The organism is Bradyrhizobium sp. 6(2017) (genome assembly GCF_011058295.2).
GTDB lineage: Bacteria > Pseudomonadota > Alphaproteobacteria > Rhizobiales > Xanthobacteraceae > Bradyrhizobium > Bradyrhizobium septentrionale.
Genome location: NZ_CP049289.2, coordinates 8,339,162 through 8,360,312, shown reverse-complemented (window position 1 = coordinate 8,360,312; position 21,151 = coordinate 8,339,162). Strand labels below are relative to the sequence as shown.

21 protein-coding genes are annotated in these 21,151 nt (G+C 64.9%); 10 read left to right on the top strand and 11 right to left on the bottom strand.

The features are described 5' to 3' along the window. Positions 1–2: 2 nt before the first annotated feature. Genes G6P99_RS39735 through G6P99_RS39720 form a run of 4 tightly spaced genes read right to left on the bottom strand, consistent with a single transcriptional unit; the run spans position 3 to position 3,302 of the window. Positions 3–815, bottom strand: coding sequence for an ABC transporter ATP-binding protein (locus G6P99_RS39735; protein WP_246709764.1), 813 nt, complete (start codon positions 813–815; stop codon positions 3–5). Beyond that, a complete protein-coding gene (locus G6P99_RS39730) occupies positions 794–1,549 on the bottom strand; it encodes an ABC transporter permease (protein ID WP_029083041.1) in 756 nt (251 codons plus the stop codon). The genes G6P99_RS39735 and G6P99_RS39730 overlap by 22 nt, the downstream gene beginning before the upstream one ends. 1 nt (position 1,550) lies before the next feature. Continuing rightward, positions 1,551–2,516: an ABC transporter substrate-binding protein gene (locus G6P99_RS39725; protein ID WP_029083040.1), complete on the bottom strand. Its 966-nt coding sequence runs from the start codon at positions 2,514–2,516 to the stop codon at positions 1,551–1,553. Positions 2,517–2,576: 60 nt separating this feature from the next. Next, positions 2,577–3,302: a GntR family transcriptional regulator gene (locus G6P99_RS39720; protein ID WP_029083039.1), complete on the bottom strand. Its 726-nt coding sequence runs from the start codon at positions 3,300–3,302 to the stop codon at positions 2,577–2,579. Positions 3,303–3,483: 181 nt separating this feature from the next. Between G6P99_RS39720 and G6P99_RS39715 the strand changes: the two genes are divergently transcribed. Genes G6P99_RS39715 through G6P99_RS39705 form a run of 3 tightly spaced genes read left to right on the top strand, consistent with a single transcriptional unit; the run spans position 3,484 to position 6,292 of the window. After that, complete coding sequence (locus G6P99_RS39715) at positions 3,484–4,533, top strand: aromatic ring-hydroxylating dioxygenase subunit alpha (RefSeq protein ID WP_029083038.1); 1,050 nt, start codon at positions 3,484–3,486, stop codon at positions 4,531–4,533. A 13-nt stretch (positions 4,534–4,546) separates the two neighbouring features. Then, on the top strand, positions 4,547–5,299 hold the full coding sequence (locus G6P99_RS39710; RefSeq protein WP_029083037.1) for a GntR family transcriptional regulator: 753 nt from the start codon (positions 4,547–4,549) through the stop codon (positions 5,297–5,299). Positions 5,300–5,311: 12 nt separating this feature from the next. Then, positions 5,312–6,292 (top strand): PDR/VanB family oxidoreductase, encoded by a 981-nt coding sequence (locus G6P99_RS39705; protein WP_165126044.1) that lies wholly within the window; start codon positions 5,312–5,314, stop codon positions 6,290–6,292. 32 nt (positions 6,293–6,324) lie between these two features. On the opposite strand, the gene G6P99_RS39700 is transcribed toward G6P99_RS39705, so the two are convergent. After that, entirely contained in the window at positions 6,325–8,286 is a 1,962-nt protein-coding gene (locus G6P99_RS39700) for a putative bifunctional diguanylate cyclase/phosphodiesterase (protein WP_029083036.1), read from the bottom strand. Between the two features lie 59 nt (positions 8,287–8,345). On the opposite strand from G6P99_RS39700, the gene G6P99_RS47845 reads away from it, so the two are divergent. The 4 genes from G6P99_RS47845 (at position 8,346) to G6P99_RS39680 (ending at position 12,839) form a co-directional block, all read left to right on the top strand. After that, the gene (locus G6P99_RS47845) at positions 8,346–8,519 is read left to right on the top strand and encodes a hypothetical protein (protein WP_165126041.1); all 174 of its coding nucleotides are present in this window, start codon (positions 8,346–8,348) and stop codon (positions 8,517–8,519) included. 42 nt (positions 8,520–8,561) lie between these two features. Continuing rightward, positions 8,562–9,557, top strand: coding sequence for a VOC family protein (locus G6P99_RS39690; RefSeq protein WP_246709763.1), 996 nt, complete (start codon positions 8,562–8,564; stop codon positions 9,555–9,557). Position 9,558: 1 nt separating this feature from the next. Continuing rightward, the gene (locus G6P99_RS39685) at positions 9,559–11,148 is read left to right on the top strand and encodes a bifunctional 3-(3-hydroxy-phenyl)propionate/3-hydroxycinnamic acid hydroxylase (protein WP_165126036.1); all 1,590 of its coding nucleotides are present in this window, start codon (positions 9,559–9,561) and stop codon (positions 11,146–11,148) included. 77 nt (positions 11,149–11,225) lie between these two features. Beyond that, entirely contained in the window at positions 11,226–12,839 is a 1,614-nt protein-coding gene (locus G6P99_RS39680; RefSeq protein WP_029083034.1) for a GMC family oxidoreductase, read from the top strand. A gap of 188 nt (positions 12,840–13,027) precedes the next feature. Here G6P99_RS39680 and hemE read toward each other — a convergent pair whose 3' ends face one another. Beyond that, on the bottom strand, positions 13,028–14,074 hold the full coding sequence (hemE, locus tag G6P99_RS39675; RefSeq protein ID WP_029083033.1) for a uroporphyrinogen decarboxylase: 1,047 nt from the start codon (positions 14,072–14,074) through the stop codon (positions 13,028–13,030). A gap of 121 nt (positions 14,075–14,195) precedes the next feature. Between hemE and G6P99_RS39670 the strand changes: the two genes are divergently transcribed. Next, entirely contained in the window at positions 14,196–14,381 is a 186-nt protein-coding gene (locus tag G6P99_RS39670; RefSeq protein WP_165126033.1) for a hypothetical protein, read from the top strand. Positions 14,382–14,506: 125 nt separating this feature from the next. On the opposite strand, the gene G6P99_RS39665 is transcribed toward G6P99_RS39670, so the two are convergent. The 3 genes from G6P99_RS39665 to G6P99_RS39655 form a co-directional block, all read right to left on the bottom strand. After that, positions 14,507–14,746, bottom strand: a complete 240-nt coding sequence (locus tag G6P99_RS39665) for a hypothetical protein (protein WP_029083031.1) — start codon at positions 14,744–14,746, stop codon at positions 14,507–14,509. 203 nt (positions 14,747–14,949) lie between these two features. Then, positions 14,950–16,620 carry a pilus assembly protein TadG-related protein gene (locus G6P99_RS39660; protein ID WP_029083030.1) on the bottom strand — a complete coding sequence of 557 codons (1,671 nt, stop codon included), beginning with the start codon at positions 16,618–16,620 and terminating at the stop codon, positions 14,950–14,952. 1 nt (position 16,621) lies between these two features. Further along, on the bottom strand, positions 16,622–17,035 hold the full coding sequence (locus tag G6P99_RS39655) for a TadE/TadG family type IV pilus assembly protein (RefSeq protein ID WP_165126030.1): 414 nt from the start codon (positions 17,033–17,035) through the stop codon (positions 16,622–16,624). A 398-nt stretch (positions 17,036–17,433) separates the two neighbouring features. On the opposite strand from G6P99_RS39655, the gene G6P99_RS39650 reads away from it, so the two are divergent. Next, complete coding sequence (locus tag G6P99_RS39650; RefSeq protein ID WP_245284785.1) at positions 17,434–18,321, top strand: LysR family transcriptional regulator; 888 nt, start codon at positions 17,434–17,436, stop codon at positions 18,319–18,321. A gap of 27 nt (positions 18,322–18,348) precedes the next feature. Here G6P99_RS39650 and G6P99_RS39645 read toward each other — a convergent pair whose 3' ends face one another. After that, positions 18,349–18,564 (bottom strand): SlyX family protein, encoded by a 216-nt coding sequence (locus tag G6P99_RS39645; protein WP_165126027.1) that lies wholly within the window; start codon positions 18,562–18,564, stop codon positions 18,349–18,351. After that, complete coding sequence (locus G6P99_RS39640) at positions 18,557–19,309, bottom strand: rhodanese-related sulfurtransferase (protein ID WP_165126024.1); 753 nt, start codon at positions 19,307–19,309, stop codon at positions 18,557–18,559. The genes G6P99_RS39645 and G6P99_RS39640 overlap by 8 nt, the downstream gene beginning before the upstream one ends. 172 nt (positions 19,310–19,481) lie before the next feature. Between G6P99_RS39640 and ggt the strand changes: the two genes are divergently transcribed. Continuing rightward, the gene (gene ggt, locus G6P99_RS39635; protein ID WP_029083027.1) at positions 19,482–21,068 is read left to right on the top strand and encodes a gamma-glutamyltransferase; all 1,587 of its coding nucleotides are present in this window, start codon (positions 19,482–19,484) and stop codon (positions 21,066–21,068) included. Positions 21,069–21,151 lie beyond the last annotated feature (83 nt).

The window sequence follows — 21,151 nt, the reverse complement described above, 5'->3', positions numbered from 1 at the left end:
CCTCACGCCGATTTGCGGATGTGGCGCCAGATGCGGTCGCGCAGCGCGCCGAAGGCGTCGCCGCTCAGCATCTCGTAGGTCCGCGGCCGCGGCAAATTGACCTGCAACTGATCGACGATGCGGCCGGGCCGCGGCGACGTCACGATCACCTCGTCGGCGAGATAGACCGCCTCGGTCAGGCTGTGGGTGACGAACACGACGGTCTTGCCGGTCGCGGCCCAGATCCGCAGCAGCTCGTCGCCCATCGTCATGCGGGTCTGCTCGTCGAGCGCGGCGAACGGCTCATCCATCAACAGCACCGGCGGATCCTGCACCAGGCCGCGCGCGATCGAGACGCGCTGCTTCATGCCGCCGGAAAGCTCGTGCGGGTGACGCTTGCCGAAGCCTTCGAGGCCGACCAGCTTGAGCGCATCCTGCGCCTTGGCCCGGCGCTCCGCCCTGGCGACGCCGCGCAGCGCCAGCGGAAACTCGACATTGTCTTCGGCGCTCAGCCACGGAAACAGGCTCGCTTCCTGGAACACGACGCCGACGCGGTTCGGGTCTGGCTGTGGGATCGGCGCGCCGTTGATGGTGATGGTGATGGTGCCTGAGGTCTGCCCGCGCAGCCCGGCCATCATCATCAGGAGCGTGGACTTGCCGCAGCCGCTCGGGCCGACCAGCACGACAAAGCGCCCCGGCTTGATGTCGAGCGAGACGTCCTCCAGCGCGACGACGTCCTGCGACCTGGTCCGGAACACCTGGCCGACATTCCTCACCTCGATCGCGCCGGCGCGCAGCGGCGGCTTCAATGGTGTCACGTTCGCCAATGGCTGCATCGTGTTTCCACCCATCTGATGAGTTCATTGAAGGTCATGGCGATCGCGGCGACCATAACGACGCCGGCGAGCAGCTGCTTCATCTGGAAATTCTCGCCCCAGGTCGCGATCTGGTGGCCGATGCCGTCGCGCGAGGCGTACATTTCGGCGAGGATCACGCCGGTGAGGTTGAAGATCATCGAAATCCGCAGCGCTTCCAGCAGCACCGGCAGCATGCTCGGCAGGTAGACGCGGAACGCGGTCTGGATGCGCGTGGCGCCATAGGAGCGGGCGACCGTGAGGTGCTCGACCTTGACCGATTCTACCGCCGTCGTGGTCGACATGATCACGATGAAGATCGTCGAGAAGAAACCGAACCCGACCTTCTGGGCGAAGCCGACGCCGAACACCAGGATGAACATCGGCAGGAAGATCGATTTCGGGATGCTGAAGGCGAAGAACAGCAGCGGCTTTGCCACATCGGCAAAATAGCGGTTCTCCGCGACCAGGAAACCGATCAGCGCACCCATCGGCACCGCGAGCGCAAAGGCGGTCAACACTTCGGTCGCGGTCACCAGGAGGTCAGTCCGGACGCTGGAGCGTTGCAGGAGGTCGCCGAGCGTCATCAGCGTGTCCGATGCCGACGGTAGCAGGCGCGGATTGACGAGGCCGGTCCGCGACAGGATCTCCCACAGCGCGAAGATCGCGATCACGATCACGACCCGCGCGAGCTTGATGGTGAGGGTGGCCTGCATGTTATGGCTTGGTCGGCACCGGCTTGAACTTGGTCGAGATCACATCCTCGACCGGAACGATGTCCTTCAGCCCGCCGAGCTTGGCGAGATCGAGCGAGAGCTGCACCGCCGCCGGCACGTTGGCCGCGCCCATGTTGCCGTCGGTCTCGAGCTTCATGATGGTGTTGTCGTATTCCATCGCGGCGATCTCGGCCGGCATCTCGTAGAGGTCGGCGATCAGCTTCACGGTGACGTCGCGGTTGGCACGCATGAATTGCACGGCGCCATAGAGCGCGTTGACGGCCTTCTGGACCACCTCCGGCTTGGCCTCGGCGAACTTGTCGAGCACGATCCAGCCCGCGGTGAGGTTCGGCGGCGCCGCGGTCGCATAGTCGAGGATGGTCTTGGCTTCGCCCGACTTGGCGACCTGGAAGCTGAGCGGCGAATAGACGACGGCGGCATCGACATTGCCGGCGAGCAGGTTCGGCACCAGGCCGCCGCCGCCGACCGGCACGCGGGTGAAATCGATCTTCCGGTCCTGGATGGTCCAGAGCGCGAGCAGGTCGGAGCCGGAGCCTGCTGCGGTGATCCCGACCTTCTTGCCGTTGAGATCCTTGACCTCGAGCGTCGACTTGGCCGGCACCATCAATTGCCAGCCGAAATTGCCCATCGCGGCATTGGCGACGATCCGCGACATCACGCCCTTCTTGCGGCCGGCTGACACCAGCGACGGCGGATCGAGAATGATGTCGGCAGCACCCGCGGCCATGCCCTCGAAGGTCTCGGCACCGCTGCGGTAAACCGTCAGCTCGGCCTTGATGCCTTCCTTCTCGAACAGTTTTTGCCGGACCGCGGTCTCGGCGATGGTCGTCGGCCAATAAGTCTTGGTGGGCAGGCCGACGCGGATCGTTTCGGCAGCATAGGCGGGGCCAGCCAGCAGGGTGGTGGCGACGAGGGTTGCCAGCGCGCGGCGGCGCGTGATGCTCATGGTTATGTTTCTCCCGGATTATCGATTGTTGTTATTTTCGTCGCGTCGCGCGCCGTAGGTTCAGGTGCTGCCGTTGACCTCCGCAATGCGCGGAGCGGCGAGCTCGACGAATTCCCTGGTGATGCCAAAATGCTTTGACAATGCGCGAACGGCCGCATCCGCATCGCGTGCCAAGACGGCCTCCACGATCGCGGCGTGCTCGGCTTCGACGTCGCGCGTCCTGCCGACCTCGCGGCGGATCGAAAGCCGCCGATAGCGCTCGCTCTGCTCATGCAGCACATCGCGGAAGCCGAGCAGCCATTGCGAGCCGCAGGCATTGACCAGTGCGCGATGGAAGATGCGGTGGCGGACCACCCATTCTTCGTAGTGCACGGTCGGATCGTCAGGATAGCGATGGGGGACGGCCTTCAGCGCCTCCCAGGCGGCCGAGACCGAGTGCAGCCAGGCCTGGTCGCCGCGCTCGATCGAGCGCCGCAACGCCAGTCCCTCGATGTCGATCCGGGTCTGCGTGACGTCGGCTAGATCGGCGAGCGAGACCGGGCAGACGCGAAAGCCGCGCTGGTCGGAGGCCTGCACCAGGCCGTCGGCCACCAATCGTGACAACGCCTCGCGGACAGCGGCGAGGCTGACCGAGAACTGCTTGGCGAGGCCGGCGATATGCAGCTTCTGGCCGGGAAGCAGCCGGGTCGACAGGATGTCGGCCCGCAGCCGCTCCTGAACCGCCGATGTCAGGCTTCGCGGCCCGTCGCCGGCCAAGCCCTCGCGAAAACTCAACCCGATGTTCATGGCCGGCAGATTGGCTGACCGTCTTGTTGCCGTCAATCGAAAATCGATTTTTTGACGATGGATCGGCCAAATATGACAGACAATGTATACTAAACAGTCGGACTTGGTGGAAACTCCGAGAAAATTTGCTAGTTTCTCGCCAATAATGTATACAGATAGAATTCATCCTAGGGAGGATAGCGTGCAAAAGCCCTTTCCAATGAACGCGTGGTACGCGGCCGGCTGGGATGCCGAGATCAAGCACGCGCTGTTGCCGCGGACGATCTGCGGCAAGCATGTCGTGATGTACCGGAAGGGCGACGGCGAGGTCGTGGCGCTCGAGGATGCCTGCTGGCATCGCCTCGTGCCGCTCTCCAAGGGCCGACTCGACGGCGACGCCGTGGTCTGCGGCTATCACGGCCTGAAATACAATGCGCAGGGCCGCTGCACCTTCATGCCCTCGCAGGAGACCATCAATCCGTCGGCTTGCGTGCGCGCCTATCCCGTCGTCGAGCGCCACCGCTTCATCTGGCTCTGGATGGGCGATCCCGCGCTGGCCGATCCGGCGCTGGTGCCCGACATGCACTGGAACCACGATCCGGCCTGGGCCGGCGACGGCAAGACCATTCACGTCAAATGCGACTATCGCCTCGTCGTCGACAACCTGATGGACCTGACGCACGAGACCTTTGTGCATGGTTCGAGCATCGGCAATGAGGCAGTCGCCGAAGCCCCGTTCGACGTCACCCACGGCGAGAAGACCGTCACCGTGACGCGCTGGATGAAGGGCATCGAGCCGCCGCCGTTCTGGGCCAAGCAGTTGCAGAGGCCGGGGCCGGTCGATCGCTGGCAGATCATCCGCTTCGAGGCGCCATGCACCGTCAATATCGACGTCGGCGTCGCGCCGGCCGGATCGGGCGCGCCGGAGGGCGATCGCTCGCTGGGCGTCAACGGCTATGTGCTCAATACCATCACGCCGGAGACCGAGAAGACCTGTCATTATTTCTGGGCCTTCGTCCGCAATCACCGCATCACCGAGCAGCGCCTGACCTCGGAAATCCGCGACGGCGTCGCCGGCATCTTCCACGAGGACGAGATCATCCTGGAGGCGCAGCAGCGCGCGATGGACGAGAATCCGGACCGCGTGTTCTACAATCTCAACATCGATGCCGGCGCGATGTGGGCGCGGCGCGTCATCGACCGCATGGTGGCGAAGGAACATCCGCCGCAGCAGCTGCAGGCGGCGGAGTAGGCCAGGCCAGGCCATGACGGAACGCGAAGCCGATCGCTCAGTGTCGCAGACCGTGCGGGCGCAGCTTGCGCTGCGCGACCTGGTTCTCTCCGGCCGCCTGCGGCCCGGCGAGCGCATCTCGGAACTGCAGGCGGTCGAGATCACCGGGGTGTCGCGCACGCCGGTGCGGATGGCGCTGGTCCGGCTGGAAGAGGAAGGCCTGCTGGAGGCGATCCCGTCCGGCGGATTCATGGTCAAGGCATTTTCCGAGCGCGACATTCTCGATTCGATCGAGCTGCGCGGCACGCTGGAAGGGCTGGCTGCGCGCTTTGCCGCCGAGCGCGGCGTCTCGTCGCGCGATCTCGAGCCGCTGAAGCAATGCCTCAGCGAGATCGACGGCCTGGTGCGGCAGGATCCGATCTCCGTCGAGGCGTTTTCGTCCTACGTCGCGCTCAACGCGCGCTTCCACGCGCTGCTCACCGAACTGTCGCGCAGTCCGCCACTGATCCGGCAGATCGACCGCGCCTCGGCGCTGCCGTTCGCCTCGCCGAGCGGCTTCGTGATGGCGCAATCGGCGTTGCCCGAGGCGCGCCAAATCCTGCTGATTGCGCAGGACCATCATCGCGTGGTGGTCGACGCCATCGAGAACCGCGAGGGCGCGCGCGCCGAGGCGATCATGCGCGAGCATGCCCGGCTTGCGGCACGCAATCTGCGGCTAGCGCTGCGCAACCGCACCCATCTCGATCTGCTGCCGGCGCTGGCGCTGATCAATTCGGCGGCCGGCTGAGCGGAGCGTACCATGCGATTCATTGAGACCTGGACCTCCGCCACGCTGGTCGCGACGCGCGACCTCACGCCCGGCATCCGCGAATTCCTGCTGCGCCCCGACGGCTTTGCTGCCGCGCCTTACCCCGTCGGCAGCCATATCAATGTCAGCGTCACCATCGAGGGCCAGCCGCAAACCCGCTCCTATTCGCTGGTCGGCGAAGTCGATCCGCAAGGCTATCGGATCGCGGTGCGGCGCGCCCCGGATTCCCGCGGCGGTTCGCATTATATGTGGTCGCTCGCTCCGGGGGCGCGGCTCACCATCACGCTGCCGGCCTCGCTGGTTCAGCTCGACTGGACGCGGCGGCAGTTCTGCCTGATCGCGGGTGGCATCGGCATCACGCCGATCGTCGGTGCGGCAAAGGCGCTGGCCCGCCGCGACGCCGGCGTGGCGCTGCATTATGCCGTCCGCACGCGCAGCGATGCGGCCTACCTCGACGTGCTCGAACGTCTGCTCGGCGACCGCCTTGTCGTTCATGCCGGCGACGAGGGCAGCCGGCTCGACCTCGGCCGTGTGTTCGCGGCCTTGCCGCCGGAGACGATGGCGTTGTTCTGCGGCCCGATGCGGATGCTGGATGCGGCACGGCGCACCTGGGAGGCGTCCGGTCGCCCGCTGTCTGATTTGCGCTACGAGACCTTCGGATCGAGCGGGCTGCTGCCGACCGAGGCGTTCCGCGTCCGGCTCAAAGGCGAGGGGATCGAGTTCGTGATCCCGCGCGACCGATCGATGCTGGACGTGCTCAACGAAGCCGGTCATGAGGTGATGAGCGACTGCCGGCGCGGCGAATGCGGCGTCTGCGCGCTCGACGTGGTCGATGTCGACGGCGAAATCGACCATCGCGACGTCTTCTTCAGCGATCACCAGAAGCAGGAGAGCCGCAAGATCTGCGCCTGCGTCTCGCGCGCCCGCGGCACCATCACGGTCGACACCCTGCATCGGGCCGACGCGCTCTAACAGGCTCGACCGGTCGCGGCATTCGATCAGGGCTACGCCGCGTGCACCGAGTGCTGCGGATCGTGATCGAGCAGGGCCGTGATCTCGCCGGCCGACATCGGCCGGCCGATCAGATAGCCCTGAACTTCGTCGCAGCTGGTCTGGCGCAGGTATTCGAGCTGATCCGCGGTCTCAACGCCTTCGGCCACCACGCCGATCTGCAGGTCCTGCGCGAGGCCGATCACCGATTTGACGATCGCGGCGCAGTCCGGCTGGGTCAGCATGTCCCGGATGAAGGATTGGTCGATCTTGATGCGGCTGAACGGCAGCTTGCGCAAATAGGTCAGTGACGAGAAGCCGGTGCCGAAATCGTCGAGCGCGACCGTAAGGCCGAGTTCGAGCAGCGCGTTGAGGATCGCGGGCGCCGATCCGTATTTCGAGATCAGCATCGATTCGGTGATTTCGATCTCGAGCCGGTGGGGCGCGACGTTGGCCTGGGCAAGCGCGTCGACGATGGTCTGCAGGATGCCGACGTTCTGAAACTGGACCGCGGAGAAATTGACCGCGATCCTGATGTCATCAGGCCAGCGCGCCAGCATCGCGCAGGCATGGCGGATCACCCATTCGCCGAGCTGATGGATCAGCCCACTCTCCTCGGCGATCGGAATGAAGACGCTCGGCGGGATCAGGCCACGCGTCGGATGCTGCCAGCGCAACAGCGCCTCGAAGCCGGTGACGCGGCCTTTGCGGATGTCGAGGAACGGTTGGTAGACGAGGAACAGCTGGTCGGCCTCGATGGCCTGTTCCAGATCCCGCTGCAGGGCGCGTCGGTCGCGCGCGGACTGGTCGTCGCTGGCCTCGAAGAAGCAGATGGTGCCGGGGCCGGATTTCTTCCCCCGGTAGAGCGCGATGTCGACGTGCTTGAGCAGATCGTGCGACGTGCTGCCGTCCCGCGGCGCGAGCACGATGCCGATGCTGAGCATCCCGTTGATCTCGAACCCGTCGATCGTAAACGGATCGGCAAAGGCCGCGACGAACCGCTCGGCGATCGCGAGCGCATCCTCGGGCCTGGTCAGGTTGGACATGATCAGCGCGAATTCATCGCCGCCGATCCGCGCGACATGCTCGGCAGCGCGCGTGCAGCGCTGCAACCGGGCCGCAACCTGCACCAGGAATTCGTCGCCCGCGGGATGGCCGAACCTGTCGTTGACCTCCTTGAAGCGATCGAGATCGAGCAGCAGCACGGCGAATTCCTCGCCTGAGCGCGCCAGCCGGTGCAGCGCGCCGTTGAGCGCCTCGTTGAAGGCGACGCGGTTTGGCAGATGCGTCAGCGGATCCTGCCGCACGGTCCGTTCGGCCTCGTGCTGGGCGATGATCCGCCGCCTGAACTCGAACGCGTTGACGAACACGCCGCGCAGCAGCACGGAGCCGTAGACCAGAACGAGGACGGCCAACAGGAGATAGACGAAGTCGCCGTCCCTGCCGAGGCACATCGCGGTGCCGACGAAGATCGGCGCGGTGAATGCAATCGCGGCGATCGGGATGGTGGAGAAGGCGAAGGCGCCGCCGGCCAGCATTCCGGCGCACAGGCAGGTGATCACCAGTTGCGCGCCGCTTGATGCATTGGCGAAGAAGGCGACCGGAACGATGCCCCAGGCCGCTCCGAGCGCCAGCGCATTGCGCACCAGCCGGTACATGGTTCGGCGCGACACGAATTGCGGCTTGGCGATGCGGCGCGCTGCGCGCGCTTGCAGCCCGAAGAACAGCGCTGCGCTGCTCACGGCGGCGGCCCAGATCAGCGCGAAGGCCCAATCCGGCGATTGCCACAATGCAACGGCGAGCACCAGCGCGTTGCAGGCATTGGCCAGCATGATGCCGAAGGAATAGCCAAGCACGAGCGAAACCTGCTCGGCGCGGATGTGACCGGCAAGCGCTTCATCCGTCGGTGGTGCACCGAAGGCCGCGAGGTCGCCTGCGAACAAGGTCGCGAAATATGATCTCAGCTGGGTACGCATCACTAAATTGCCTGCGCGGTTTGGCCATGGCGCAGTGACGAAGGATTCTCTGCAAACCTTTGACAAACTATGAACTATTGGAACGGACCGGGCTGCCGCGGGCTCACGTTTTGGTTCCACTGGCGCGCATTGCTAACAAATCGATACAAATGCGTGACGCGACCTCACGGACCGGCAAAGCCTGCCGGGCGCCACGCTGCTTGATCCTCTGCCGGTTTTTCGCAATGAGTTGAGCAATGTCTTTGGTTCCCGCAACGGCAAACCAGAAGATGCGCATGAGCCTCCCGACCACGAACCACGATCCCGGGTTCCGTATCACGCGGGCCAGCCATGTCGTCCTGACCGTCCGTGACCTCACAGCGAGCCGGCAGTTCTACGAAAAGGTGATCGGGCTGATCCTGACCGCGGAGGAGGCCGATGCGCTCTATTTCCGCGGCGTCGAGGAGGCCTGTCATCACAGCCTTGTGTTGCGCAAGGGCGAAGGCGCCGCCTGTGCGCGGCTCGGCCTGCGGGTCTTTCAGGACGATGACCTCGACCGGCTCAAGGCCTTCTTCGAGGCGCATGGATGCTACGCCGCCTGGGTCGATGTGCCGCATCAGGGCCGCACCCTGCAAGCGACCGATCCCGCCGGAACGCCGCTGGAGTTCTGCGCGACCATGCCGGTGCTGCCGCGCATGATCACCAAATTCACCCGCCATGCCGGCGGCTCGGCGCTGCGGCTCGATCACACGCAGGTGCTGACGCCGGAGGTGCGCAAGGCGTGCGAGTTCTACACCGCCGCAGGCTTTCGGCTCAGCGAATACATCGCGCCGGCGGGGACGTTCGATCTGCGCGGCGTGTTCCTGCAGCGCAAGGGCAATCCGCACGACATGGTGTTCTTCAATGGGGCGGGACCGCGGCTGCACCATTTCGCGTATCTCGCGCCCGAGGTTCATCATTTGCTCAACGCCTGCGATATCGCCGGCGAGCTCGGCTATGGCGCGGCCGTCGAACGCGGCCCGGGGCGGCACGGACCGGGACACGCGATGTATGTCTACATGCGCGATCCCGACGGGCATCGCGTCGAGCTGTTCAACACGCACTACCAGATCATGGACATCGAGAACGAACCGATCGGCTGGGACCCCTCCGACCACAAAATTTCGTTTCCATGGGGACTGCCGGCGCGGCAGGCCTGGTTCGAGGAGGCGACACCGTTCGCCGATGTCGCGATCTGCGAGCCAGAGGTGAAACCGAAGCCGCTGACGCTCGAGAGTTACCTCGCGAAGTAGCATGGCATCATCGATCGCTACTCCCATCTATGACGTCGCCATCGTCGGGCTCGGGCCGGTCGGTGCGATCTTCGCCAATCTGCTGGCGAAAGCCGGCTTGAAGGTCGCCGTCGTCGAGCGTGTCGTCGACATCTACGACAAGCCGCGCGCGATCACGCTCGATCATGAGGCGCTGCGCGTGCTGCAGGCGATCGGGCTTGGCGATTTCATGGAGCAGGCGATCGCCCCGCACAACGGTTCGCATTATCTCGGCGTCGACGGTGAGATCATCAAGATCTTCGACCCGATGCCGCCGCCGTTTCCGCTCGGCTGGATCCCGAACGTCACCTTCGTGCAGCCGGATGTCGAGCAGGCGCTGCGCGACAAGCTCGCCGAATATCCGCAAGCCGACGTTTTCCTCGCCGCCGCCGGCGTGGCGTTGCAGCAGGATGAGAACGCGGTGACGCTGACGGCGCGGCGCGAGTCCGGTGAGGAGTTTTTGATCCGCGCGCGCTATCTGGTCGGCTGTGACGGCGCCAACAGCTTTGTGCGCAAGCGGCTCGGCATCGGCCTGGAAGACCTCGCCTTCGATGAATGGTGGATGGTGGTGGACACGCTGACCGGCGAGCCCGCCAAGCGGCCGTCCCGGAGTTTTCAGTATTGCTGGCCGTCGCGGCCAGGCACCTTCGTACCGGGCCCGCGCAATCTGCGGCGCTGGGAGATCAAGCTGTTGCCGGGCGAGGATCCCGATTTGGCCGGCGCGCCCGACAACGTCGTGAAGCTGCTGAAAGGCTTCACCGATATCTCCGACCTCACGATCTGGCGCTCGGCGGTCTATCGTTTCCACGCGCTGCTCGGCGAGCGCTGGCGCGACCGCCGCGTGCTGCTGATGGGGGACGCTGTGCACCAGACGCCGCCGTTCCTCGGGCAGGGGCTGTGCGCGGGCATCCGTGATGCCGTGAACCTTGCCTGGAAGCCGAGGCTGGTTCTCCGTGGCGATGCCGACGAGGCGCTGCTCGATGCTTACGAGATCGAGCGCAAGCCGCATGTCCGCGCCGTTGTCGCCAGCGCCAAGGAGTTCGGCAAGATCATCGGCGAACTCGATCCCGCGGCTGCCGCCGAGCGCGACGTGCGGCTGCGCGCTGACCTCAAGGCCGGCAAGGCCGAAACCATCCGGCAGAAATTCATTCCCGATCTCGTCTCCGGTCTGATCGCGCGCGATGCCGATCTTGCCGGGCGGCTGTTCGTGCAGCCGCATGTGCGTGCGCCGGACGGGCGGACCTGCCGGCTCGACGATTTGCTGAAGCCGGAATTTGCGATCGTGACGGCGGCAACAGAGCCGATGGCGTGGCTGTCGGACGCGTCCTGTGCCGCCTGGCAGCATCGCGCCGGCGAGCGCGTCGTCATCACGACCTCAGGTGAAAGCGCCGATGCCAACGGTATCCTGACCGTGATCGAGCGCGACGGCCTGTTCGCCGACTGGATGCGGCAACATGGCGCCGCGGCGGTCATTGTGCGGCCCGACCGTTATGTCTTCGGTGCCGCGGGCAGCGCCGACGAACTCAATATGCTTGTCGGGCAACTGCTCCAGAACCTCAGCGCAGGGCACTAGTCTTTTCAAGGCGACGCTTTGTCTGTACCACCGGAAGAAAGAGATTCCGGGGAAAAAAGACTTGCCGGGGGAAACCAGTGAACAACAAGAATGATGCGGCCGAATTCGACTACGTCATCGTCGGTGCCGGCTCGGCCGGTTGCGTGCTTGCCAGCCGCCTGAGCGCCGACGGCAAGCACTCGGTGCTGCTGCTCGAGGCCGGGCCGAAGGACACCAACATCTGGATCCATGTCCCGCTCGGCTACGGCAAGCTGTTCAAGGAAAAATCCGTCAACTGGATGTACCAGACCGAGCCCGAGCCGGGTCTCAACGGGCGGCAGGTGTTCCAGCCGCGCGGCAAGGTGCTTGGCGGCTCCAGCTCGATCAACGGCCTGCTCTATGTCCGCGGCCAGCACGAGGACTATGACCGCTGGCGCCAGCGCGGCAATGCCGGCTGGGGCTATGACGATGTCCTGCCCTATTTCAGGAAGGCGGAAGATCAGCAACGCGGCGGTGACAAATATCACGGCAGTGATGGACCGCTGCCGGTATCGGACTGGCGGCATCACGATCCGTTGTCGGAAGCCTTCGTTCATGCCGCGGCCGAGGTCGGCATTCCGACCAATCCGGATTTCAACGGCGCGAGCCAGGAGGGCGCGGGCTTCTTCCAGACCACGACGCGGCGCGGCCGGCGCGCCAGCACGGCGCGGTCCTATCTGCGGCCGGCGCTGACGCGCGGCAATCTGCATGTCGAGACCTCGGCGCTGGCGCAGCGCATTCTGTTCGACGGCAAGCGCGCGAGCGCCGTCGAGTACAAGCAGGGCGGGCAGTTGCGCACGGCCAGGGCGCGCAAGGAGATACTGGTGTCGAGCGGCGCGTACAACTCGCCGCAATTGCTGCAGCTCTCCGGCGTCGGCCCCGCCGACCTGTTGAAACAGCACGGCATCGACATCGTGCTCGATGCGCCCGGCGTCGGCAACGACCTGCAGGACCACATGCAGGTGCGCATCGTCACACGCTGCGCGCAGACCGTGACGCTGAACGACGTCGTCAACAATCCGGTGCGCCGCGTCATGGCCGGGCTGCGCTACGCGGCGCTGCGCAAGGGACCGCTGACGATCGCCGCCGGCACGTCGGGCGCGTTCTTCAAGACCAGCCCGCGGCTGGCGTCGCCGGATATTCAGATCCACTTCCTGCCGTTCTCGACCGACAAGATGGGCGAGAAGCTGCATCCGTTCTCGGGCTTCACGGCCTCGGTCTGCCAGCTGCGCCCGGAAAGCCGCGGCTCGCTGAAGATCAGGAGCGCGGACCCGGGCGTGCCGCCGGAAATCCGCATCAACTATCTGGCGACCGAGACCGATCGCCGCGCCTTCATCGACGGCATCCGTATCCTGCGCAAGATCCTGGCCGCGCCGGCGCTGAAGTCATACTCGGTCGGAGAGGTCGATCCCGGCGCCAAGGTGGTCAGCGACGACGACCTGCTGGATTTCTGCCGCCGCACCGGCAGCACCGTCTATCACCCGACCTCGACCTGCCGGATGGGCAACGATCCGCTCGCCGTCGTCGACCAGCGGCTCAAGGTGCGCGGCGTCGAGGGTCTGCGCGTGGTCGATGCGTCTGTCATGCCGGACCTGATGTCGGGCAATACCAATGCGCCGACGATCATGATCGCGGAAAAGGCGTCGGACATGATTTTGGAGGATGCGAGGTAGGAGTCCTCAGTTCCGTCATCCTGAGGAGCGCGCTCTTGCGCGCGTCTCGAAGGATGCACGGCCCCGATGTTTCGAGGCGCGGTACTCTTCACTCGTGGCCAAACTCGGGCCGTCGACCCTTCGAGACGCGCGCGAGGGCGCGCTCCTCAGGGTGACGGTGAAAGAGTGGCCGTAGCCCGGACGGAGCCTCAGCCCCGATACGCGCGTACCCGCGCGACCATCTGTTCGACATGGGCGATCGGCGTCTCCGGCAGGATGCCGTGGCCGAGATTGAAGATCAGCCGCCCCTTGCCGAAATTCTCCAGCACATCGTCCACCGCGCGGTCGAGCGCGGCGCCGCCGGCAATCAGCGCCAGCGGATCGAGATTGCCCTGCACGGCGACGCGGCTCTGCACGCGTTCGCGGATCATCGACGGCTCGGTTGCCCAATCGATCGAGACCGCATCGACGCCGGTTTGGTCGATATAGGCCGGCAGCATGCCGCCGGCGCCGCGCGGAAAGCCGATGATCCTGGCACCGGGGACCTGCTTGCGCACCCCGGCAACGATGCGCCGGGTCGGCTCGACCGACCAGCGGGCGAACTCGCGTGGCGGCAGCACGCCGGCCCAGGTGTCGAAGATCTGCAGGCAATCGGCGCCGGCCTTCAGCTGGCCGACGAGATAGCGGATCGAGTTCTCGACCAGGACGTCGATGATTTGAGCGAATGCCTCCGGATGGCGGTAGGCGAGCATCCGCGCGGGCGCCTGGTCCGGCGTGCCCTGTCCGGCCACCATGTAGGTCGCGACCGTCCATGGCGCGCCGCAGAAGCCGATCAGCGCGATGTCAGGTGCAAGCTCGCGGCGGACGCGGCGCAGCGCTTCGAAAACCGGCTCGAGCTTGCCGAAATCGGCTTGGGTCGCCAGCGCCGCGATCTCGCCGGGGGTTGCCAGCGGATCGAGCCGCGGCCCTTCGCCGGCCTCGAAGCGCACCGAACGCCCGAGCGCATAGGGGATCACCAGGATGTCGGAGAAGATGATCGCGGCGTCGAAATTGAACCTGCGGATCGGCTGCAGGGTGATCTCGGCCGCGAATTCAGGCGTGAAGCACAGATCCAGGAAGCCGCCGGCCTTGGCGCGAAGCTCGCGGTATTCCGGCAGATAGCGGCCGGCCTGCCGCATCATCCAGAGCGGCGGCACGGCCTGCCGGTGGCCCGACAGGACGTCGATGAGCGGCTTCTTCGCGGGATCCTGGGGCACGGGGAAAGTTCCTGATCAGGTCAAATTTGCGCTCCTGATACACGCTGCGACGCAATGGGCCAAGGCGGTTCTGGAACCCCGGTTTGCTTGGGCGCGTTGTTCCGGAGAATGGAGGGACGACATGGCTGAGAAATTCGATCCTGCCGCACATGACAAGCATGCCGAGAAGCCGCACGAGGCGCAGGCTGCCGACCGCAAGGCCCGCAGCCGGCTCAAGGAGGGATTGGAGGATACCTTCCCGGCCTCCGATCCGGTCAGCGCCACGCAGCCGGCGCCGTCGAAGCACGACGGCAATCGGGACAATTAGCTGGTATATCCCAGCGGTTGCTAACCACGATGCGAGTTGGGTTCAACCGTGCGGCGAACGGGTAGCGGCGCGGCGGTGGCTCAAAGCGGACAACCCTTGATCTGGAGCGTGATCGTCGGGACAGATTAGATGGGGCCGCCTTCGGGGCGCTGCATCCGGTCATATTCGAAGGTCACGCCGAGCCGGCGCTCCAGACGCCAGACCAGAATGCAGTGCCGTCGGATCGGCTCGCTCTCGATCTCGAGATCGAACGCAAACGGGAGTGCATCGTCGCTTTCCACCGCGAGCCCCGCGCCGCCGGTCGAGAGATTGAGCACAACGCATCCGACGCTGGTGTTGCGGAAGAAAATGGTTCCGCGCTTCATCAGGACTGTCCGCTGGCTGTCCGTCTTGTATCTTCTTATTGTTGTACTCACGGCAGTCTACTAGCCCCGATGATGCAGTCGCGATCGTCCCCTAAAGCGCGACGAGATTTGGTTGAATCGTCATCGCGCTTTCGTCCCTTGCTTGAGCATGGTCTCTTCGGAAAACCGCCTGGCACTTTTCTTGGCACTTTTCCGGACACGCTTTAGTTCACCAGCACCGCGCCGTCGCAGCGGACGCCCAGCACCCAGACGTCGACCTGGCCGAGCCCGATGCCGAGCGTCGCGAGGACGGATGCCAGCACCTGATCGATTGGACTCGTCACGCCATTCAGGATGCTCATGACCAGCGCGCCCAATCCCGGGATCGGAAGCCCGAGCGGGCCGACAGTGATCGTGAGCGAGAGGTTGCCGAGCAGCGTGCTCGTCAGCGATGTAAGGAAGTTGGTCGTCGTCACCGTCTTCTTGGTTCCCGACTGGATGTCGCTGTAGCTGAAATTGACGTTGGTCGGCGTGGTGTTGCCCATGCCGGCATGGGCGAGGCCGGTGACGGTGACGAGACCGAGATTGACCAGCGTCACCGGTGGTGGATTTGGCTTGGTCGTGAAGTTGGTCATATCGGCAATCGTGACATTGCCGATCCATGCATCCACGATTCCCGGTGTCACGCCGACCGTCACCTGCGACGTGTTGATGTTCGGATGGCCGCAGGACACCGCGTTGAGCGTCGCGGTGCCCGAGGCGACCTCGACATAGACCGGGAGGTTGATCGCGGAAACGGCGCCGGAGCCGAGAACATTGACCGTCGCCAGGATCCTCGTCTGCGCGGTGTGGACGCTCACGCCCTGGGTGCCCATCGTGATCCAGCTCGAGCCGACCGGGCGCTCGCCGATCGTTGCGATCACGGAAACGTTGGCGATGCCGGGCAGGCCGAGATTGACCGAGGTTGCGATCTGATGGTTCCCGTTCGCGATCTGCGCCACGGTGTTAACGAGGTCGAACACCGAAATGCTGGCGCCAACCTTGGGTTTCTGCCCGACCGTCAGGTTGGCAAAGGGGCCGAGGTCGAGCAGTGTTCCGGGCGTAATCTTGGTTGAGGAGCCGGTGACGGCCTGGGAGATCGTCGACAGCGCGGTCGTCGCGGCGCCCGCGCCATTGGTGATCTGCTGCGTGGTCAGTGCGGCCGCCATGATGTCGCCGACCTTGATGTTGCTGCTCAGCAGGTCGCTATAGGTGACGCCGGTCAGGTTGACCCGCGTCGCCAGTGCCGACAGGAAATCCAGCGCGTCGATCTTCGCGCTGATCAGTGAATTGTAGTCCATCACCGAGAGCGACAGCGTGGTGCCGAGCATCGAGCCGAGCATCGCATTGAGCACGCCGCCGTTGACCGAGAGCAGCCGCGAGCCGATCGCGAACGACGCCATTTCGGTCGACGTCGCGGTGGCGGTGGTCCTGATCGTGAAGCTGCTCGCGCCGGTGATGTAGCGTGCGAAATAGAGCGGGGTCTGGGTATTCAGCGTGACGCGCGCGGCGTTGGGAATGCCGACCGCCGGGGTCACGAAACGGGCCTGTGGCGCGACGGCGCTGTTTGCGGTGTAGGTCCCCGTCTCAACCTTGACCACCGCGCTGGCTGGATAGTTGTTCTGTGTCACCGTCGCGGTGGCGGCGTTGACCGGATTGTTCAGGTTGGCGGCGGCGACGATTGCGGCGAGATCGGCGGTGCTCTGGGTCTTGCGGCGGTCGGCGAAGATCGTGCCGAGGTCGATTGCAAGCCCGGCGCACCCGATCACGAGCGTCATCAGGCCGGCGCTGATCATCGCGAAGTTTCCGCGTTCGTCGGCGCCGAAGCGCCGCATCAGCATCAGCATGGCCGTCATTCTAGAATCCTCCGTACTGAATCGCCGCGGAGCGGACGATGGTGCTCGCGGGCTTGGGTACGAAAGGCAGGCTGTAGATGAAGTTGCCGGCCGCGTTGTAGTTGACCGTCACGACGTAGACGTTCGCGTTCGCCGGCGACGGCGCGGCATTGACCGTGAGATTTGCGGGAACGAGCAACGGATAGGTGGATGCGTTGGCGGTGACGTAGCTCGTCGCGAGGCTGTTGCGCTCGGTGTCGGTCATTCCTGCGATAGACGATCGCGCCGCTTCGGCGGCGAGTTGCTGAACGCCATGCACCATCGCGAGATACGAGCCGAAAACGATGATGCCAAAAATGAAGGCGAGAAAAAGTGGCAGCATGAGCGCGAATTCGACCGCAGACGCGCCGCTTCGACAGCGAAAAAAACCGGGCATGGAACACCTCGAGACGCAAACTACGGCGTCACGTTGCGAGGCTTTGATTAAGGAAAACTATGAAAACGCTTCCGCGAATCAGTGACGTCAATTCAGATGAATGGCAGCACCAGGATTGATCGGGAGCGCGGTGACTTATGGGGTGATCACAATATTTGATGCCGTCTCCGCAGAAATCCGGGGTTCGATGGCGCTGCGGTGCTGCGTGCGTGTGCAGATGCAGTCGTCTGATACCGTAGCCCTACGTGGAAATGCACGTAACAATACATATGGCCTGCAGTAGAAGCGTCGTCGCGGCAAATTGTAGCTAAACGAAAGTGCAACCAAATGTTAGTATAGGTGATTGGCATACTGGGGAGATTGGAATTGCGTCACGTGCTGAGATTGGAGCGCTCTCGATGCACAGACCACGTCAGCATTTGAATATTCCTACTGAGATCGTCCGCACCGTCGTTGCGATCGCCGAGACGGGAAGCCTGTCGAAGGCCGGGGAACGTCTCGGCCTCAGCCAGCCGGCGATCAGTTCGCAGGTCAAGCGACTGCAAAGCCTGATCGGCGGCGCACTCTTCGTCAGAACGGCAAACGGCACCACAACCACCGAGCTCGGCAAGGTCGCCGTGCAGCAGGCAAGGCGCATCCTCGAAGCCAACGATCAATTGCTTCGGTTGGGCGGCAGTCATGAGGGACCGCAGCCGCTGCGGCTCGGAATCAGCACGATGCTCGCCGAGGAATTCCTCAAGCTTCATCCGGCCGAGGCGCTCACCGACGTCCTGCTTCACGCCGACATGTCGCCAGCCGTCATCAGAGGATTGATCGACGGCTACATCGACATCGCCTTCGTCTACAGCAATCCTTCGCTGGAGAACGAGGACGAGGTGACGATCGCCGCCGAGGCCGACGAACGGTCGGTTTGGGTGCGATACCGCGATTTCGTGCTCAGGCCGGGCGCGCCGATCCCGATCCTGGCGTGGCCGGGTGACGACTGGATGATCCGGACGCTCACCAAACACAACATCTCCTACAAGATCGTGTTCAGGAGCCCGAACCACCAGCTGCGACTGGAAGCCGCGCGGGCCGGATATGGCCTGACCGCGTGCCCCGAGCGGATGATCCCGCCCTTCCTGGTTTCGGCGAAGGACTATTATCTGCCGGAGCTTCCGGTGCAGAAACGCCTGCTGTGTGTTCGCCCGGGCCTCGAAGGAAGTCGCGCGACGGCGATGGTGCAGCGGTTGTCGAGCCTGTTCTTCGCCGGCGCGAAGCCGGTCCGGCAGGTGAGCAACATGTAATCCGCCGCCGCATTGCGGCGGCAGCGGTCAATAATGCGGTGGGCGCTCGTTGGCGGGCCCGGGCCCTTGGCGTTCGGCCTCCTGAAGCCGGTCGCGCAACTCGGCGACCTGGCGCTTCAGCGCGTCGATCTGCTTCCACTGCGCCGTGATGGTCTGGTTCAGCGTCTCGATGGCTTCGTCCTGGTAGGTCAGGCGGACCTCCAGCGCATCGACCCGTTCGCTCAGCCTTGCAGCATCATTCATCGACGGCACCCGCGTGTTCGCGCTCGCGCAGGCCGTGGCCGAGCGCGACGCGCTCGTCGAACACAAAACAGTCGCCGCGCCAGCGGCTGTCCTGCTGCGGAGTTTCCTCGAGATATTTCAGGATGCCGCCCTTGAGGTGATAGACCTCGGCAAACCCCTGCGCGAGCAGATAGGCGCTGGCCTTCTCGCAGCGGATGCCGCCGGTGCAGAACATCGCAATCCTGCGGTGCTTCGCGGGATCGAGATGACGGGCGGCAAATTCCTTGAACTGACCGAAGCTCGCGATCCTGGGATCCACCGCGCCTTCGAAGCTGCCCAGCGCGACCTCGAACGCGTTGCGGGTGTCGAGCACCAGCATGTCGGGCGAGGCGATCAGCGCATTCCAGTCGGCGGCGTCGACATAGGTGCCGACCTGGCGCGTCGGATCGATCGTGGTGTCGCCGAGCGTCACGATCTCCTTCTTCAGCCGGACCTTGAGCCGCTGGAACGGCATCTGCACGGCTTCGGAGAATTTCAGCTCGAGATTGTCGAGGCGGCCGCCGAACAGCGGCCCGTGCCCGAGCTCCGCGACGAACGCATCGATGCCGTCGCCGGTGCCGGCAATGGTGCCGTTGATGCCCTCATGGGCGAGCAGCACGCTGCCCTTGAGGTCGAGCCCCGCGCAGAGCGCGCGCAGCGGCTCGCGCAGTGCGCGGAAATCGGGCAGCGCGGCGAACTGGTAGAAGGCGGCGACCTTGAACGGCATGGCCGGGGTTTATCAGGCCGGCCAGGTCCGCGAAACCCCGCAAAGCCATGCGTTATCGGGATAATTCCTCTGGCATGCCAGGCATTGCCCTGCCGGGGATGAATGTGCCATGTACTTGGCATCCATCCGCCGCAGCAGCATCAGAACATCACGATCAAGCGAGCTCTCCGCCATGAGGAATTTCCATTTCGCCGGCCGTTCCACGGTCCACGCCCAGAACGCGATGGTCGCGACCTCGCATCCGGAGGCGGCGCTCGTGGCGATCGAGGTGATGCGCGAGGGCGGTACGGCTGCCGATGCGGCGGTCGCGGCCTGCGCGCTGCTCGGCGTCATCGAGCCGCAATCGACCGGCATCGGCGGCGACTGCTTTGCGCTGATCCAGCCGAAGGGCGAGGGCAAGATCACCGCCTATAATGGCAGCGGCCGGGCGCCGATGGCGGCCACCGCCGACTGGTACCTCGAACGCAACATCCATTCGGTGCCGCTGACCTCGGCGCATGCCGTCAGCATTCCCGGCGCAATCGACGCCTGGGACGTTATCCTCAGGGATCACGGCAAGTTCGGCTTCGACCGGCTGCTGCAGCCGGCGATCAAGGCCGCCGAAGAGGGCTACGTGGTCGCGCCGCGCATCGCCTTCGACTGGAAGAACGGTTTTGAGAAGCTGAAGAACGGCACCAATACCGAGCGCTATCTGCTGCCGCATGGCAAGCCTGCGGTCGCCGGCGACGTGATCCGGCAGCCCGAGCTCGGCAAGACGCTGCGCGCGATCGCGCAAAAGGGCCGCGACGCCTTCTATAGCGGCGAGATCGCCGCCGACATGGTCGACACGCTGCGCGGCATCGGCGGCCTGCATACGCTGGAGGACTTTGCCGCGCATTCGACCGAGGCGACCTCGCCGATCGGCACGATGTACAAGGGCCACGACGTCTGGCAGTGCCCGCCGAACGGACCGGGTATCACCATGCTGGTCATGCTCAACATCCTGTCGCGCTTCGACCTGACCAGGTTCAAGCCGCTCAGCATCGAGCGCTTCCATCTCGAGGCCGAGGCGGCGCGCATCGCCTACATGATGCGCGAGCAGTATATCGGCGATCCCAAGCACGCGCATGTCGACGTCGCCGGCATCCTCTCCAGGGAGTTCGCCGACGAGCACATCAGGAACATCCGGATGGATGGCTTGCTCGATCTGCCCAACGTTGCGCCACCGATGAATCCGTCGACCGTCTACATCACGGTGGTCGACAAGGACCGCAACGTCTGCTCGTTCATCAACTCGATCGCGCATTCGTTCGGCTCGGCGATCGTCTCCAACAAGACCGGCGTGCTGCTGCAGAACCGCGCCGGCGGCTTCCGCATCCAGCCCGGCCATCCGAATTGCATCGCGCCGGGCAAGCGTCCGCTACACACCATCATCCCGGCGCTGGCCACCAAGAACGGCCGTGCCGTGATGCCGTTCGGCGTGATGGGCGGCCAGTACCAGCCGGTCGGCCAGACCCATGTGCTGACCAACATGCTCGACTATGGCTGTGACGTGCAGGAGGCGATCGACATGCCGCGCGGCCTGCATTACGAGGGCGTCTACCAGCTCGAGGATAGCGTGCCGGCGGAGATCGTCGAAGGCCTGAAGAAGATCGGCCACAAGACCACCAGCGTGGTTGCGCCGCTCGGCGGTGGCCAGGGGATATGGATCGATTGGGACAAGGGCACGCTGACCGGCGGCTCCGATCCGCGCAAGGACGGCTGCGCGCTCGGCTACTGATTGTCGCGGCCGGCGAGGCCGGACCGGCGGAACAAGGTGTTGTCGCGGGGGTTGGTGCTGAAAGCCCTTCCCCGCGAGGCCCG

Excerpts from the sequence above, each read along its gene's own strand:
- ggt (WP_029083027.1), top strand. The coding sequence starts at position 19,482 with ATGAGGAATTTCCATTTCGCCGGCCGTTCCACGGTCCACGCCCAGAAC.
- G6P99_RS39660 (WP_029083030.1), bottom strand. The coding sequence starts at position 16,620 with ATGACGGCCATGCTGATGCTGATGCGGCGCTTCGGCGCCGACGAACGC.
- G6P99_RS39705 (WP_165126044.1), top strand. The coding sequence starts at position 5,312 with ATGCGATTCATTGAGACCTGGACCTCCGCCACGCTGGTCGCGACGCGC.
- G6P99_RS39720 (WP_029083039.1), bottom strand. The coding sequence starts at position 3,302 with ATGAACATCGGGTTGAGTTTTCGCGAGGGCTTGGCCGGCGACGGGCCG.
- G6P99_RS39690 (WP_246709763.1), top strand. The coding sequence starts at position 8,562 with ATGAGCCTCCCGACCACGAACCACGATCCCGGGTTCCGTATCACGCGG.
- G6P99_RS39650 (WP_245284785.1), top strand. The coding sequence starts at position 17,434 with ATGCACAGACCACGTCAGCATTTGAATATTCCTACTGAGATCGTCCGC.
- G6P99_RS39655 (WP_165126030.1), bottom strand. The coding sequence starts at position 17,035 with ATGCCCGGTTTTTTTCGCTGTCGAAGCGGCGCGTCTGCGGTCGAATTC.
- G6P99_RS39670 (WP_165126033.1), top strand. The coding sequence starts at position 14,196 with ATGGCTGAGAAATTCGATCCTGCCGCACATGACAAGCATGCCGAGAAG.
- G6P99_RS39685 (WP_165126036.1), top strand. The coding sequence starts at position 9,559 with ATGGCATCATCGATCGCTACTCCCATCTATGACGTCGCCATCGTCGGG.
- G6P99_RS39640 (WP_165126024.1), bottom strand. The coding sequence starts at position 19,309 with ATGCCGTTCAAGGTCGCCGCCTTCTACCAGTTCGCCGCGCTGCCCGAT.
- G6P99_RS39700 (WP_029083036.1), bottom strand. The coding sequence starts at position 8,286 with ATGCGTACCCAGCTGAGATCATATTTCGCGACCTTGTTCGCAGGCGAC.
- G6P99_RS39665 (WP_029083031.1), bottom strand. The coding sequence starts at position 14,746 with ATGAAGCGCGGAACCATTTTCTTCCGCAACACCAGCGTCGGATGCGTT.
- G6P99_RS39725 (WP_029083040.1), bottom strand. The coding sequence starts at position 2,516 with ATGAGCATCACGCGCCGCCGCGCGCTGGCAACCCTCGTCGCCACCACC.
- G6P99_RS39645 (WP_165126027.1), bottom strand. The coding sequence starts at position 18,564 with ATGAATGATGCTGCAAGGCTGAGCGAACGGGTCGATGCGCTGGAGGTC.
- G6P99_RS39730 (WP_029083041.1), bottom strand. The coding sequence starts at position 1,549 with ATGCAGGCCACCCTCACCATCAAGCTCGCGCGGGTCGTGATCGTGATC.
- G6P99_RS39710 (WP_029083037.1), top strand. The coding sequence starts at position 4,547 with ATGACGGAACGCGAAGCCGATCGCTCAGTGTCGCAGACCGTGCGGGCG.
- G6P99_RS39735 (WP_246709764.1), bottom strand. The coding sequence starts at position 815 with ATGCAGCCATTGGCGAACGTGACACCATTGAAGCCGCCGCTGCGCGCC.